This is a genomic window from Streptomyces sp. NPDC107454 (genome assembly GCF_055582885.1).
On sequence record NZ_JBVJPA010000006.1, the window covers coordinates 52,206 to 66,868 of the forward strand.

Annotated in this window: 16 protein-coding genes; 10 read left to right on the plus strand and 6 right to left on the minus strand. The window is 71.2% G+C overall.

The window, feature by feature from the left end:
- Positions 1-4 precede the first annotated feature (4 nt).
- On the minus strand, positions 5-418 hold the full coding sequence (locus ACZ69M_RS15855; protein ID WP_360263257.1) for a BlaI/MecI/CopY family transcriptional regulator: 414 nt from the start codon (positions 416-418) through the stop codon (positions 5-7).
- 141 nt (positions 419-559) lie between these two features.
- On the opposite strand from ACZ69M_RS15855, the gene ACZ69M_RS15860 reads away from it, so the two are divergent.
- The 3 genes from ACZ69M_RS15860 (at position 560) to ACZ69M_RS15870 (ending at position 3,690) form a co-directional block, all read left to right on the plus strand.
- A complete protein-coding gene (locus ACZ69M_RS15860) occupies positions 560-1,396 on the plus strand; it encodes an undecaprenyl-diphosphate phosphatase (protein ID WP_470050256.1) in 837 nt (278 codons plus the stop codon).
- An 87-nt stretch (positions 1,397-1,483) separates the two neighbouring features.
- Positions 1,484-2,944, plus strand: a complete 1,461-nt coding sequence (locus ACZ69M_RS15865) for an MGDG synthase family glycosyltransferase (RefSeq protein WP_470050258.1) — start codon at positions 1,484-1,486, stop codon at positions 2,942-2,944.
- Positions 2,941-3,690, plus strand: coding sequence for a polysaccharide deacetylase family protein (locus ACZ69M_RS15870; protein WP_470050260.1), 750 nt, complete (start codon positions 2,941-2,943; stop codon positions 3,688-3,690). Before ACZ69M_RS15865 ends, ACZ69M_RS15870 begins: the two co-directional genes overlap by 4 nt.
- 19 nt (positions 3,691-3,709) lie before the next feature.
- Here the strand turns inward: ACZ69M_RS15870 and ACZ69M_RS15875 are convergent, their stop codons facing one another.
- Together ACZ69M_RS15875 and ACZ69M_RS15880 are read right to left on the minus strand one after the other, a co-directional pair.
- The gene (locus ACZ69M_RS15875; protein ID WP_470050262.1) at positions 3,710-4,384 is read right to left on the minus strand and encodes a class F sortase; all 675 of its coding nucleotides are present in this window, start codon (positions 4,382-4,384) and stop codon (positions 3,710-3,712) included.
- Between the two features lie 139 nt (positions 4,385-4,523).
- Positions 4,524-5,411, minus strand: coding sequence for a hypothetical protein (locus tag ACZ69M_RS15880; RefSeq protein WP_470050264.1), 888 nt, complete (start codon positions 5,409-5,411; stop codon positions 4,524-4,526).
- 377 nt (positions 5,412-5,788) lie between these two features.
- Here ACZ69M_RS15880 and ACZ69M_RS15885 point away from each other — a divergent pair, with 377 nt between their 5' ends.
- The gene (locus tag ACZ69M_RS15885) at positions 5,789-7,603 is read left to right on the plus strand and encodes an APC family permease (protein WP_470050266.1); all 1,815 of its coding nucleotides are present in this window, start codon (positions 5,789-5,791) and stop codon (positions 7,601-7,603) included.
- Between the two features lie 56 nt (positions 7,604-7,659).
- Here the strand turns inward: ACZ69M_RS15885 and ACZ69M_RS15890 are convergent, their stop codons facing one another.
- Entirely contained in the window at positions 7,660-8,199 is a 540-nt protein-coding gene (locus ACZ69M_RS15890; protein ID WP_470050268.1) for a universal stress protein, read from the minus strand.
- A 238-nt stretch (positions 8,200-8,437) separates the two neighbouring features.
- Between ACZ69M_RS15890 and ACZ69M_RS15895 the strand changes: the two genes are divergently transcribed.
- Positions 8,438-9,535 carry a magnesium and cobalt transport protein CorA gene (locus ACZ69M_RS15895; protein WP_470050269.1) on the plus strand — a complete coding sequence of 366 codons (1,098 nt, stop codon included), beginning with the start codon at positions 8,438-8,440 and terminating at the stop codon, positions 9,533-9,535.
- A 19-nt stretch (positions 9,536-9,554) separates the two neighbouring features.
- Here ACZ69M_RS15895 and ACZ69M_RS15900 read toward each other — a convergent pair whose 3' ends face one another.
- Together ACZ69M_RS15900 and ACZ69M_RS15905 are read right to left on the minus strand one after the other, a co-directional pair.
- A complete protein-coding gene (locus ACZ69M_RS15900; protein WP_470050271.1) occupies positions 9,555-10,160 on the minus strand; it encodes a flavin reductase family protein in 606 nt (201 codons plus the stop codon).
- Between the two features lie 125 nt (positions 10,161-10,285).
- The gene (locus ACZ69M_RS15905) at positions 10,286-10,723 is read right to left on the minus strand and encodes a hypothetical protein (RefSeq protein ID WP_003974483.1); all 438 of its coding nucleotides are present in this window, start codon (positions 10,721-10,723) and stop codon (positions 10,286-10,288) included.
- A 507-nt stretch (positions 10,724-11,230) separates the two neighbouring features.
- Between ACZ69M_RS15905 and ACZ69M_RS15910 the strand changes: the two genes are divergently transcribed.
- Genes ACZ69M_RS15910 through ACZ69M_RS15930 form a run of 5 tightly spaced genes read left to right on the plus strand, consistent with a single transcriptional unit; the run spans position 11,231 to position 14,655 of the window.
- Positions 11,231-11,581 carry a recombinase family protein gene (locus ACZ69M_RS15910; RefSeq protein WP_470050273.1) on the plus strand — a complete coding sequence of 117 codons (351 nt, stop codon included), beginning with the start codon at positions 11,231-11,233 and terminating at the stop codon, positions 11,579-11,581.
- Complete coding sequence (locus tag ACZ69M_RS15915; protein WP_470050275.1) at positions 11,578-12,141, plus strand: recombinase zinc ribbon domain-containing protein; 564 nt, start codon at positions 11,578-11,580, stop codon at positions 12,139-12,141. Before ACZ69M_RS15910 ends, ACZ69M_RS15915 begins: the two co-directional genes overlap by 4 nt.
- The gene (locus ACZ69M_RS15920) at positions 12,138-12,572 is read left to right on the plus strand and encodes a hypothetical protein (RefSeq protein ID WP_470050277.1); all 435 of its coding nucleotides are present in this window, start codon (positions 12,138-12,140) and stop codon (positions 12,570-12,572) included. Before ACZ69M_RS15915 ends, ACZ69M_RS15920 begins: the two co-directional genes overlap by 4 nt.
- 5 nt (positions 12,573-12,577) lie before the next feature.
- Positions 12,578-13,945, plus strand: a complete 1,368-nt coding sequence (hemL, locus tag ACZ69M_RS15925; RefSeq protein ID WP_470050279.1) for a glutamate-1-semialdehyde 2,1-aminomutase — start codon at positions 12,578-12,580, stop codon at positions 13,943-13,945.
- Positions 13,942-14,655, plus strand: a complete 714-nt coding sequence (locus ACZ69M_RS15930) for a histidine phosphatase family protein (protein WP_470050281.1) — start codon at positions 13,942-13,944, stop codon at positions 14,653-14,655. Before hemL ends, ACZ69M_RS15930 begins: the two co-directional genes overlap by 4 nt.
- Positions 14,656-14,663 lie beyond the last annotated feature (8 nt).

Below are 14,663 nucleotides of genomic sequence, written 5' to 3' on the forward strand. Positions count from 1 at the left end.
TGTCCTACCGGTCGGGGTCCGCGTCGGGTCCCAGCAGGTGGCGCAGCAGGTCCGCGTCGGTGTCGGACAGGCTGTCGGCGAAGCGGGCGAGCACCGCCTCGCGGTCGGGGCGCTCCTCGAGCACGGTGCGCATCCGGCGGGCGGCGAACCCGGGGTCGTCGGTGACGGGCGCGTAGGCGTACGCCCGTCCGCGCCGGGTGCGGGTGAGCAGCTGTTTGGTGTGCATCCGGGTGAGGATCGTGACCACGCTGCTGTACGTCAGCTCGCCCCCGAGCCGTTCGGCGACCTCACCCGGGGTGAGCGCGGCCTCGGCCCGCTGGAGTACGCCGAGGATCTCGGACTCCCGCTCGCCGTTGGCCCGCTTGGAGCCCCGAGCCTGTGAATCGCCTGAATCGCGGCCCATGGGTTTGTCGTTCACCCGTCCATCTTCTACAGTCCTGTAAAACTTGAACTTCTACGGCGGTGTAAATGCTGCCGTGGTCCGAGTCTGCCATGTGTTGCCGTGCGCCCGTGCCCCGGGGGACACGTGCTCGCCCTGTTCACCGCAGAGATGGATCCCATGAGCGCTATCAGCGTCGGCCAGGCCGCCGTCCTCGGAGTCGTCGAGGGAGTGACCGAGTTCCTCCCCGTCTCCTCCACCGGCCACCTCAAGATCACCGAAGGGCTGATGAACATCCCGGTCGACGACACGGCCGTGGTCGGCTTCACCGCCGTCATCCAGGTCGGCGCGATCGCCGCCGTATTCGTGTACTTCTTCAAGGACATCGTGCGGATCGTCTCCGCGTGGGGCCGGGGGCTGCGCGACCGCGAGCAACGGCACAGCCACGACTACAAGTTCGCCTGGTGGGTCATCTACGCCACCATCCCGATCGTGGTCGTGGGCCTCGCCGCCAAGCCGCTCATCGACGGGGCGCTCGGCTCCCTGTGGGTGGTCGCCGTCTCGCTGATCGTGGGCAGTGGCGCGATGTGGGCGGCGGACCAGATGGGACGCCACAAGCGCGGCGAGGACGACACCACCTTCAAGGACGCGATGCTGGTGGGCTGTTCACAGATCCTCGCCCTGCTCTTCCCGGGTTTCTCGCGCTCCGGCGCCACGATGTCCACCGCGCTCGTCCTCGACCTGGACCGGGTCGCCGCCACCCGGCTCTCCTTCTTCCTCGGCATCCCCGCCCTCACCGGCGCCGGCCTGTACGAGCTCAAGGACGCCGTCGGCGCGGGGGTGGGCGCCGTGCCGCTGGCCGTCGGCACCGCCGTCTCCTTCGTCGTCGCCTACGCGTCGATCGCCTGGCTGCTGAAGTTCGTCGCCAAGCACTCCTTCAACGCCTTCGTGATCTACAGGATTGTCGTCGGCGTACTGCTTCTCGGGCTGCTGGGTGCGGGAGCGCTCAACGCCTGAGTGCACCACGCCCGAGCGCTCAGCACCTCACCGCCGAGTCGGTGACGTCCCCCGTCATGCCCTCACCACTCTGGAGGCTGATCCGCTGTGCCCCACTCCGACAGTCCCACCCGCATCACCGTCATCTCCGCGAGCATGGGGGCCGGGCACGACGGCGCCGCCACCGAACTCACCCGCCACCTCACGGCGGCGGGCTTCCTCGTCGACCGCCACGACTTCCTCGACCTGCTGCCCGCCCGCATCGGAAAGCTGCTCTCCGGCGCCTACCTCCGGCTGCTGACCTGGGCCCCCGCGGGCTACCAGCGCATCTACGCCGCCACCGAGCACGAACGACGCCCCAACCCCGCCGTACGGGCCCTGCTGCGCGGCGCCGAACGCCACACCCTCGCCACCGTCACCCCCGACACCCGCGCGGTCGTCTCGACCTACCCCGGAGCGAGCCAGGTCCTCGGCGCCCTGCGGCTGCGCGGCCGGCTCGCGATACCGGCCCTCACCTACCTCACCGACTTCTCCGTCCACTCCCTGTGGGTGGCGCCCGGCATCGACGCCCACCTCGCCGCCCACGCGATACCCGCCGCCCAGGCGCACGAGCAGGGCGCGGCGGGCGTCACCGTGACCGGCCCGATGACCGACCCGCGCTTCACCCCCGCCGACGCGGACGAACGGCGTGCCGCCCGCACCCGCTTCGGCCTTCCCCCGGACACACCGCTCGCCCTGCTGGTCGCGGGCTCGTGGGGGGTCGGGCCCGTCCGGGAGGCCGCCGCGGAGATCCTCGGCACCGGGGTCGCGCTGCCGGTCGTGGTCTGCGGACGCAATCACGCGCTGGCCCAGCGGCTGCGCGCGGACGGCATCGCCCACGTGCACGGCTGGGTGGACGACATGCCCGGTCTGATGCACGCGTGCGACGTCCTCGTCCAGAACGCGGGCGGGCTCACCTCGCTGGAGGCGCTCGCGGGCGGACTCCCGGTCGTCAGCTACCGCTGCATACCCGGGCACGGCCAGACCAACGCCGCCGCGCTCGACGAGGCGGGCCTCGCCCCCTGGATCCGCGAGCCCGACCAGTTGACGCCGACCCTGGCCGAACTCCTCCACGGCCCGCGCGGCCGGGCGCAGCGCGAGGCGGGCCTGGCCCTGTTCACCGCGGCCCCCGGCCCCGTACCGGCCGTCACAGCGATGACCCGCGGCCCGCTGTCCGCCGCCGTCATTCCGTCCCAGCGCCGCCCGTCCGACGCCCGCGGCGGGACTCCCGGATCCCGGGCCGGAGTTCGGACCGACAGGCCTGGGCGGCCGGTCGCTGCGCGGGCCGCCGTCGACTTCGACACGTCCCGACTCCCGGCCGCCGTACCGGCCGACGCGCTGCGCCGCCCCGTTGCCGCGCGGTTCGCCGTCAGGTCACGGCAGGCCGGGCGCCGTACGGCCCTCATGGTCGCCGCCGTCGCCGCCACCCTCTCCCTCGGTATCGGCGCCCCGCTCGCGTATGCCTACGGGGAATCCCCCGGCCACCGCTTCGGCGCGCTCACCCACTACCTGGAGGACGACGACCGATGAGGTCAGGCCCGGGCCGGTCGGCCCGTACCGTTCTGCGGGCCGGGGCGATCGCCCTGCCCGTGCTCGCCGCCGCGCACGCCGCGCCGGTGATCTCCACCTTCGGCCCGCTGCGCAACCGGACCATGCCCCGCCTCGCCGGCCGCGGCCGCCCCGACCACGTCGCGCTCACCTTCGACGACGGGCCCGACCACCTCTCCACCCCGCACTTCCTGCGGCTGCTGGACGCCCGGGGCATCCGGGCGACCTTCTTCCTGCTGGGCTCGATGCTGGCCCGCTCGCCCCGCCTGGCCGAGGAGATGGCCGCCGCCGGGCACGAGATCGGCATCCACGGCTGGCACCACCGCCCCCTGCTGCTGCGCGGCCCGCGCGCCACGTACGACGACCTCGCCCGGGCCCGCGACGCCGTCGCCGAGGTCACCGGCCGCCCGCCCACACTGTTCCGGCCGCCGTACGGTGTGATGAACACCGCCGCCCACCTCACCTGCCGCCGCCTCGGGCTGACCCCGACGCTGTGGACGGCCTGGGGCGAGGACTGGCGCAAACGGGCCACCCCCGACTCCGTCCACCGCACCGTCACCCGCGATCTGTCCGGCGGCGGCACCATCCTGCTCCACGACTCCGACTGCACCTCGGCCCCGGCCTCCTGGCGCACCACCCTCGCGGCCCTGCCCCGCGTCCTGGACACCTGCGAGACGCACGGCTGGCGCGTCGGGCCCCTGCGCGAGCACGGAGTCCCCGGCCTCTGACACATTACGGGCCGTGAGGTCAGACGAGGTGGGCGAAGACCACCAGGTTCTCGGTGTAGTCCTTCGCCGAATGGTCGTAGTCGCCGGCGCAGGTGATCAGCCGGACCTCGGCGTCGCGGGTGTCGGCGTACACGCGCTTGTCGGGGAAGTCGTCCTTCGGATACGTGTCGGCGTTGTCGACCACGAAGGTGGCCTTGCGCCCGTCGGCCCTCTGCACGGTGAACCGGTCGCCCTTCTCCAGCTCCCTGAGGTCGGCGAAGACGGCCGGGGAGGTCGTCGTGTCGACATGACCGGCGATGATCGCGGCGCCCGGCTCACCGGGAGACACTCCCTTGGCGTACCAGCCGACCAGGTTGGTGTCGTCGGCCGTCGGAGGCTGGAGCTTGCCCTCGGCGTCGACGGCCAGTTCGGTGAACGGGGCGTCCACGTCGATCTTCGGGATGAGCAGCCGCGTCGGCTCGGACCGCGGCAGATGCTTGCCCAGCGGCCGGGCCGCGGACGACGGTGCCAGCGCCGCGGCATGGGGCTTGGCCGAGGGGTCTGAGGGGTCGGAGGGCCTGCCGTGGCCGCCGAACAGGCTCAGCGCCAGAACCAGGATTCCCGCGCACCACACGTACAACGGCACGCCGGTCCGCGCGCCCTGGAGCGGCGTCACGGAATGGGGCTCGACAGGGGAGGACAACCGGGATGCCATCGGGCACCACCTCACTGGAACACGTACGGGACAACTCACTGGATTACGGCGGCGGAGCCGGCGCGGACGGGGGGCAATCAGCCGGGCCGCCACACTGTGCGCAGGAGGCGGCCCGGGCTGCTATGTCGTCAGGCATGGATCAGGACAGGCCGTCCGCCGCACGCTTGCGGCGCACCACGTAGACGCCCGCACCGGCGAGAGCCAGGACCGCCAGCCCACCGGCCGTCGTACCCGGCATGGCGAGCGCACCGCCACCCGTGTGCATGCCGCCGCGGGGCTTGTCGCGCCCCGAGTCCGAGTCGTCCTTGCCGCTGTCGGAACCCGAGTCGTCACCCTTGCCACGGCCTGAACCGGATTCGTCGTCGCCCTTGTTGCCCTTGTCGCCCTTGTCCTTGTAGGTCTCCGGGTCGAACTTCTCGTCGTCCTTGTTCCAGTCGTCACTGCGCACGGCGCTGAGGGCACCGCCGCCGGTGTGCATGCCGCCGCGGGGCCCGCCGCGCTCGGAGCCGCCCTTCCTGCCGTGTTCGGAGCCGGAATCGTCACCCTTGCCACGGTCGGAGCCGGAATCGTCACCCTTGCCACGGTCGGAGCCGGAGTCGTTGCTCTTGCCGCGGTCGGAGCCGGAGTCGTCCTTGCCCGAGTCCTCGCCGCGCACGGCGCTGAGGGCACCGCCGCCGGTGTGCATGCCGCCGCGGGGGCCGCCGCGCTCGGAGCCGGAGTCGTCACCCTTGCCGCGCTCGGAGCCACCCTTCTTGCCGTGTTCGGAGCCGGAGTCGTCGCTCTTGCCGCGGTCGGAGCCGGAGTCGTCCCTGCCCGAGTCCTCGCCGCGCACGGCGGTAAGAGCACCGCCACCCGTGTGCATCCCCCCGTTCGGCTTGCCGTGCTTGCCCTCCTTGTCTTGCTCCTTGCTGTAGGAAGAGTCGTCGTGGCTCCCGTCACCCGCCGTGGCGGCGAGGGCGCCTGGTGCGCCGATCGCGAGAGCGGCCGTGGCCGTCGCGGCGGCGAGGAGCATGCGGGCAGATCGCATCTTCGGAGTCCTTCCGTCGCAGCCAGGCAGCTGACACCGCGTCAGCTCGTGAGAACCCGACCCCGACGTGATCCACCGTCAATCCGCCGGGCTCCGCGCACCACTCGAGCCGCTCACCTGGCGCACCCCGAGATCACGCCCAGTCAGCCCCGTTCGACCGGCCGATGGTGCGTCAGACTGCACTGACCTGCTGTTTCGTCAGGAGTGAGCGGGTGTGGCCCCGTCCGCACCGCGCTTCGGGTACTACCCGATCGGCGGCAACACGACTGCGCGTCCCGCGCCTTCGGTCCGCGTCGGTCCTGGCGCGTCCTTGCCCCGCCACACCGCACCGAGCCGGTCACACTGACCTCAAACACCCCCACCCCCGCGAGGTCCCCATGGCGTACGGCCTGGCCCGCCGCGAACTGCGGCCGAGAGTTCCGCTGCGGCACGGGGAGGGCGAGAAGTACCACCTGACGAGCGTCGAGGGACTCGCCGCGCTCTCCCTGGACGCGCTGAGCTCGGTGGCGTACGGCCCCGAGGCGATCGTGCTCGTACTGATCGCCGCCGGGACGGGCGCGCTGTCCGCCACGTTGCCGGTGACGCTCGTCATCGCCGGGCTGCTGGCGGTGCTCGTCGTGTCGTACGGACAGGTGATCGCCGTGCATCCGGACGGCGGCGGCGCGTACGCGGTGGGCAAGAAGGATCTCGGACCGACCGTCAGCCTGCTCGCGGCGGCCAGCCTGGTCGTGGACTACGTGCTGACGGTGACGGTCAGTCTGGCGGCGGGCGCGGCCAGCCTCGCTTCCGCGTTCCCGGTGCTCGGCTCGCACCTGCTCGCGGTCTGCCTGATCGGGCTCGCCCTGCTCACGGCCGTGAACCTGCGCGGTGTGGCCGAGAGTGCGCGGGTGCTGATGCTGCCCACCGTGCTGTTCATCGTGAGCATCCTCGGCATCGTCGTGCTCGGTCTGGTGCGGGGCCATCCCGTGGCGGCCGTCGGCACCGTCCAGCCCGTCCACGCCACCGAGGCGTTGAGCGTCCTGCTGCTCCTCAAGGCGTTCTCCTCCGGCTGCTCCGCGCTCACCGGAGTCGAGGCCATCGCCAACGGCGTGCCCTCCTTCCGCGAGCCGCGCGTCAAACGCGCCCAGCGCACGGAGCTGATGCTCGGCGCACTCCTCGGTCTGATGCTCATCGGCATGGCCCTGCTGATCCGCCGCGACGATGTCGCCCCGCGCGGCGGCGTGACCGTGCTCGCGCAGCTGACGGCGGGCGCGTACGGGACGGGATGGCCGTACTACGCGACCAATCTCATCGTCACCCTGGCCCTCGCCTTCGCCGCGAACACCAGCTTCGGCGGTCTGCCCGTCCTGATGAGCCTGCTCGCCAAGGACCACCGGCTGCCGCACCTCTTCGGGCTGCGCACGGAACGGCCGGTGTACCGCTGGGGCGTGGTGACCCTCGCCCTGCTCGCGGCCGTTCTCCTGATCGCCGTGAACGCCGACACCCACCGCATGATCCCGCTCTTCGCGATCGGCGTGTTCATCGGCTTCACCATCAGTCAGGTCGGTCTCGTGCGGCACTGGGAGGTGCAGCGTCCGCACGGCTGGCTGCGGCGCGCGGCCCTCAACGGGGTCGGCGCGGTACTGACCGCCGTGGCGGGCGTCGTCCTGCTCGCCACCAAGTTCCTGGAAGGAGCCTGGGTGGTGGTCGTCGCCATCCCGCTGCTGATGCTGCTGTTCGCCCGCATCCAGCGCTACTACACGACCGTCGGCCGGGAACTCGGGCTCGGCGAGGTCCCGCCGCCCGTGCGCGTCGGCGACTCCCTCGTCATCGTGCCGGTCGGCGAGGTCAGCAGACTCACCCAGCACGCGCTGTCCGCCGCCGGCGCCCTCGGCCACGAGGTGGTCGCCGTCGCCGTACACGCCGACCCGGCCAAGGTCCGTGCCCTCAGGGAGAGTTGGGACCGCTGGAACCCGGGTGTACGCCTGGACGTAGTCGACAGCCCGCAGCGCTCCCTGGTGGAGCCGATCGTCGACTACGTCCACAGGGCGGAGGAGGGAGGACGGCAGATCGCGGTCCTCATCCCCGAGGTGGAGCCCCGCCACCGCCGCTATCAGATCCTGCAGAACCAGCGCGGTCTGCTCCTCGCCGCCGCGCTGCGGGCCCGTACGGACGTGGTCGTCTGCGTGGTGCCCTACCGGCTCAGCCTCTGAACCGGCCGCCGGGCCAGAGCCTGATCCCGAAGAGGGGCGTAACACCCCCGGGTCGCTCAGGACCTGCCCTCGGTCAGCTCCCGTGCGTCGAACGGCAGCCACAGCCGGATACGGCGGTGCACCGAGGCGAGCTCGCGGGACAGGGGCGAGGGCGGCAGGGCCAGCACCGGGCAGACGGCGTGCGCGAGGCAGTACCGGGCGACGGACGGGAACAGCCACCGGTGCAGCCTTCCCCGGCCCCCCGGGCCGACCACCAGCAGGTCGTCGGTCCGGTCCGCGGTCTCGACCAGCGCCCGCCCCGGTGTGCCCCGTATCACAAGACCCCGGTACGGGACCCCGGGCCCCGCGGCGCCGAAGGCGGTGTCCAGCGCGGCGAGCAGCCGCCGGCCCGCGTCCAGCCGCAGCGCGGCCGTCGGCAGCGGACCGAGCGCACTGCGGTGGGCGAAGTCACCGCCGGGCGGCTCCCAGGCGATCACGGCCAGCAGCTCGGCCCCGCCGCGCCGGGCCTCGGCGGCGGCCCGGCGCAGGGCCGCCAGGCTCCCCGGCGAACCGCTCACTGCCGCGACCACGCGCGGTCCCCGCTCTTCCTCGCTCATCGCTCGCGCACTCCTCGATGCCGGTCCACACACGTACCCACCGGCCATCGAAGGGCCCCAGGACGGCAGCGGACCGCCACGTTGGCGCGAGCCTGACGGCGCGGGCGTGATTCATGACGCCCCCCTGACACCGCGGGGCCGGGCGAGGGCGCACGCTCGAACCGGGCTCTGACGTCGGTCTTACCCCCTGCTGGCACACTGGCCGTCCGTTCCGGGAAGTCCGGGGAAGGAGCACCGCATGTCGATGGTCGGCAACCTGCGCAAAGTCGCCCGTCTGGCACGCGGCGGACGCCGGGTGGACCTGAGCCACCCCGCCCGCTCCCCGCTCGGCTCCGCCGTCGTCAACTGCGTCATCTACCGCGACGGTGTCCGCCAGGAGGCCGCGCCCAGCGTCGAGGAGTCCCTCGCACGGGTCCGCAAACGCGGCGGCCACGGCTTCGTCTGGCTGGGGCTGCACGAGCCGACCGAGACGGAGTTCGCCCGGGTCGCCGAACTGTTCGGCCTGCACCCGCTCGCCGTCGAGGACGCGGTCCACGCCCATCAGCGCCCCAAGGTCGAGCAGTACGGCGACGTCCTCTTCGCCATCTTCAAGACGGTCTCCTACGTCGAACACGCCGAACTGACCGCCACCAGCGAGGTCGTGAACACCGGCGAGATCATGGTCTTCGCGGGCCCCGACTTCGTGGTGACCGTACGGCACGGACGGCACGGCTCCCTCGGCCCCCTGCGCGAGGACCTGGAAGCCGAGCCGGAGCAGCTGGCCAAGGGCCCGGCCGCGGTGCTGCACGCCATCGCCGACCACGTCGTGGACGACTACCTGACCGTCACGGACGCCGTCCAGGTCGACATCGACCAGGTGGAGACGTCCGTCTTCTCACCCCGCGGTGCCAGGGGCGCCGACGCCGGCCGCATGTACCAGCTCAAGCGCGAACTCCTCGAATTCAAACGCGCGGTGGTCCCCCTCGGCCGCCCTCTGCACATCCTGGCGACCGAGCCGATGCGCCTCGTCGCCCCCGAGATCCAGGCGTACTTCCGTGACGTCGCCGACCACCTGTCCCGGGTCACCGAACAGATCACCGCCTTCGACGGCCTCCTCGACTCCATCCTCCAGGCCCACCTCGCCCAGGTCTCCGTCGCCCAGAACGAGGACATGCGCAAGATCACGGCCTGGGCCGCGATCATCGCCGTACCGACGATGGTGTGCGGCGTCTACGGGATGAACTTCGACCACATGCCCGAACTCCACTGGCGCTTCGGCTACCCCCTGGCCCTCACGGTGATCGCCGTCTCGTGCTTCGTCATCCACCGGGGGTTCAAGCGCAACGGCTGGCTGTGACCGCGGCTGCGCCCAGGCCCTAGGGACGCGGTTCCTCATACGGGATGCGGCTCAGGTGCAGGACCTCTCCCAGCGTGCCCCACTCGTCGCCGCCGAGCTTGGTGAGCGGGAGCAGATGGGCGGAGCCGGGGCGGCCCTCGACGATGTGGTCCGCGTGCACCGCCGCGAGGAGCACCCGTCCGAAGACGAGGGTGGAGTTTCCCATCCGCAGGGTGGTGTGCGAACGGCACTCGAGAACGACGGGGGAGGCCGCCACCCGGGGCGGTCGTACCCGCAGGCTCGGTTCGCGCTCGATTCCCGCGAAGTCGAATTCACTGACCGACCGGGGGAAGTCGGTGGCAGTGGCGTTGATCAGGTGCAGCAGCGGTTCCGAGGAGAAGTTGACGACGAACTCCCCGGTGTCCTCGACATTGCGCAGGGAGTCCTTGCGGCCGATCGAGGTGAACTGCACGATCGGCGGGTCGGTACTGGCGATGCTGAAAAAGGAGTGCGGGGCGAGGTTCTCGGTCGAGCCGTCCGGTGTGACGGTGGAGATCCATGCGATCGGACGAGGGATGACGACCGAGGTGAGGAACCTGAAGAAGTCTTCCCCCCGCATGGCTTCCGGGTCGAAATCGACGCGCATGGAGTTCAGTATCCGCCGGTCCCGAACGGTATGCCCGCCATGTGGGCTGTGTCCGTCATGCCCGTTGCGCGGGCCGTTCCCGGGCGGGACCCGAAGGCCTCGCCCGTGTCACGGAGAACCGGAGATCAGGGCCACACCAGGCAGTACGGCTGATGGCCCGCCTCGTGCAGCCGGTGGCTGAAATCCTGCCATTCGTGGAGGAGCTGGTACACGTTGAAGGCGTCCCGCGGGCCTCCGCGGTCCGGGACCGTCGACCAGATGAAGGCCGCCGCGCCGACCGCCTCCTCGCCGATGCCCCGCAGGGGGTCGACAACGGTCATGGGGAGCTTCACGACGGCGTAGTCGGGGTGGAGGACGACCAGTTCCAGGGGCGGGACCTTGTGGAGAGGGACGCCCTCGATGCCGGTGAGGACCATCGCGGCCATGGTCTCCGGCTTGATCTTGGTGAACATGCCGTTCATGCCGAGCTCGTCGCCGCCGAGTTCCTCGGGGCGCATCGAGATCGGCACGCGGGCCGCCGTCGCGCCGTCCGGCGCGCCGAAGTATTTGTAGGTCACCCCCACCCGGCCACCATTCCCGCTTCCTGCCCTGAGCCGGTCTGCCCCGCGGTCCGTGTAGTCCATACCGTCCATACGGCCCGACGGGTCGATCCGCTCAGGATCGTTCTGTGATCCTTGCGACCCGGGTGATCCGGGCGATCCGGGAGAGCTCGGCGACCCGTGCGTCTGTCGTGCCTCGGCCGCTTCCTCCGCCTCGCGCCGGTGCCTTCCCCGCCGGGCACGCCGAGGACCGAGGTCATCGGTCCCCTCGCCCAGTCCGCCACCGCGATGCATATCTCCACCCGACTGCTTTTCTAAGGCGCGCGACCCCCGCCACGCAACCCGATCATCGTGACAGTGACCTCCCCCACGGCCGCACGCCGAAACGTACGCCGAAACACTTGTCCGTTGCCGAGGGCCGGCCCCAACCCCGCGGGGTGAACTATCCCCGAGAACGGCGCCTTCATGGATTTTAGGTAGTGCGTTCCCGCCATGACCAGCGAAGAAGGGGGAGCGGCGCGGAAACGCCGCGTGGCAGCAGGGTATACCCGGCAGTCGAAGCTCAAGCCGGACAAATCCGGGGCCGGCCCGCAAGCCCAGGACGAGGCTACCAAGGCCGGAGCGGTGGAGCGCGGCTGCGCGTTCCTGGGCCACTACCGCGACATCGGGGTCTCCGGGTACGCCTCCGGCGCTGAGCGTCCGGACTTCGCCCGCCTCCTGCATGACTGCAGGACCGGCAGGATCCAGAAGATCGTTGTCTTCGACGTCAGCCGCCTCTCGCGACGGGGTCCTGCGGAGACGGGACCGATCGTCACCGGGAGCAAGCGCGTGGCCAAGGAGTCCGGCGGGTGGGCGGGGGAGCGCCACCGTACGGCCTGGTGAGCGTGGCGCGTACCGAGGTCCGCCAAATCGAGGGCAGGGTCGTCACGGTAGCCGTCCGCAGGCTGCGGCCCAGCGCACCCGACAGCGCGCGTACGGACGAAGCGGGCGTGGTCCGGGGCATGGTGGAACAGGTCCTGCGCCACAAGAGCCGACCTCATGAGGGAAAGGAGAGCGCAGGGAAGGACGGCGCCCCGACCCGCACACCGAGCGGCTACCGGATCGTCCGGGACCCCGAGAGTCAGGAGCCGGTCACGATCTGCGAGCTGATCATTCCTTCCGCCCAGTGGTACGAACTGCAGGAGTGGCTCTCCGGACGCGGGCGCGGGCGGGGGAAGGGGGAGTCGCGCGTCCAGGCCCTGCTCAGCGGCCTCGGGCTCCTGTTCTGCGCATGCGGCGGGCCGATGACCCGCTCGGGCGACTGGTACAAGTGCTCGCGGCCGCCGGGGACGGTGGAAGCGGGGCAACATGCGGGTGGATGCACCATTCAGCGGGAGGCACTCGACGCCCACGTGGTGTGTCGCATCCTCGATGTGTCCTCCTGTCCGAACGCGCGCTTGTGACCGATGAGTTGGAGCGCCTCTATGACGACCTGAACTGTGGGATCTGCAGCGGGAGCGTCGGACGCCGGAGGTTCCTCGCCGACAAGAAGGCGCTCGAAGAGCGTCTGGACAGACTGGATTCGTGTATCGCCGGAACGGACGGCTCGGGCGCGGACGGGGCCGAACCGCGATCCGGGCAGTTCTCCGACTGGCTCTCGCGGGGTGACGGTATGGACTCCTCGGAGCCGGGCTCGTGGTGGCACGGTGCCTCCGTGGAAGACCGGCGCAGACTGATCACCTTGGTCGTGGACCGGATCACTGTCACCAAGGCCGCCTATCGCGGAGGCGTCCGGCTCCGCGGCAACGCCGTACGGTGCGGGCCTGACCCGGTGCGGCCCTGTTCCGGCGCCCCGGGGTGGGGCCGGAGTGGCGGCCGCCGGGCCGTACGCTGAACGGTATGGCAGAGGCGAACAACATCTCCGGCGATACGTCACCCCAGACAGGGCAGACCGCGCACGCGCCGTATCCCTATGAGGCGCCGGTCTCGCAGGCCCTCTTCGACCGTGCGTCCCTCGTCACGCCCGGCGGCGTGAACTCTCCGGTGCGCGCGTTCCGCGCCGTGGGCGGTACGCCCCGCTTCATGGTGTCCGGAAACGGTCCGTACCTGACCGATGCCGACGGGAGGGAATACGTCGACCTCGTGTGTTCATGGGGGCCGATGATCCTCGGGCACGCGCATCCCGACGTCATCGGCGCCGTCCAGGACGCCGTCGCGCGCGGCACCTCCTTCGGCACTCCCGGTGAGGGCGAGGTCGCGCTCGCCGAGGAGATCGTCGCCCGCGTCGAGCCCGTCGAGCAGCTCCGGCTCGTCTCCAGCGGGACCGAGGCGACCATGTCCGCCATCCGGCTCGCCCGCGGGTTCACCCGGCGGTCGAAGGTGATCAAGTTCGCCGGGTGCTATCACGGGCATGTCGACTCGCTGCTGGCGTCGGCGGGGAGCGGGCTGGCGACCTTCGCGCTTCCCGACACCCCCGGTGTCACCGGCGCCCAGGCCGCCGACACGATCGTCCTGCCCTACAACGACCTCGAAGCCGTGAACGAGGCCTTCCACGCGCACCCCGGTGAGATCGCCTGTGTGATCACCGAGGCCTCGCCGGGCAACATGGGCGTCGTACCGCCCCGGCCCGGCTTCAACCAGGGACTCAAGGACGCCTGCGCGCGCAACGGCGCCCTGTTCATCTCCGACGAGGTCATGACCGGATTCCGCACCAGCAAGGCCGGTTGGTACGGGATCGACGGGGTACGTCCCGATCTCATGACCTTCGGCAAGGTCATGGGCGGAGGATTCCCCGCCGCCGCCTTCGGTGGCCGCAAGGACGTCATGGAGCACCTGGCTCCCGCGGGGCCCGTCTACCAGGCCGGCACGCTCTCCGGTAACCCCGTCGCGACCGCCGCCGGGCTCGCCCAGCTGCGGCTGCTCGACGACGCCGCGTACGACAAGGTCGACGCCGTCTCCGAGCAGATCCGCGGGCTGGTCACCGAGGCGCTGAGCAAGGAGGGCGTGGCGCACCGGCTGCAGAACGCCTCCAACATGTTCTCGGTGTTCTTCACCGGGCGTGAGGTGCGCGACTACGAGGGCGCGAAGGCGCAGGAGTCCTTCCGGTTCACCGCGTTCTTCCACTCGATGCTGGCGCAGGGCGTCTATCTGCCCCCGTCGTCCTTCGAGTCGTGGTTCGTGTCCACGGCCCACGACGAGCGGGCCATTCAGCGGATCGCCGACGCCCTTCCGGCAGCGGCCAGGGCAGCGGCGGAGGCCACGGCATGAGCCAGGATCAGACGCAGGATCAGACGCAGGGCCGGGATCAGGACATCACCGTCGTGCATCTCATGCGGCACGGCGAGGTCGCCAACCCGGACGGGGTGCTGTACGGGCGGCTGCCCGGCTACCACCTGTCCGAGCTCGGGCGGCAGATGGCCGAGCGGGTCGCCGAGCACCTGGCCTCGCGGGACGTCACGTATGTCGTCGCCTCCCCGCTCGAGCGGGCGCAGGAGACCGCGACGCCCATCGCGAAGGCGCACGGTCTCGACCTCGCCACCGACGGGCGGCTGATCGAGGCCGAGAACGTGTTCCAGGGGAAGACCTTCGGCGTGGGGGACGGGGCGCTGCGGCGGCCCGAGAACTGGAAGCACCTCGTCAACCCGTTCAAGCCGTCCTGGGGCGAGCCGTACGTCGACCAGGTCGTACGGATGATGGGGGCGCTGGACGCCGCCAAGGACGCGGCCCGTGGGCATGAAGCGGCGCTGGTCAGCCACCAGTTGCCGATCTGGATCGTGCGGTCCTTCGTGGAGAAGCGGCGGTTGTGGCACGACCCGCGCAAGCGGCAGTGCACGCTGGCGTCCCTGACGTCCTTCACCTACCGCGGCGACAAGATCGTGTCGGTGGGGTACAGCGAGCCCGCCCGCGATCTCGTTCCCGCCCATCTCCTCGCGGGCGCCAAGCCGGTGAAGGGGAAGAGCAAGGCGTTCGGGGCGTAGAGCGGCTA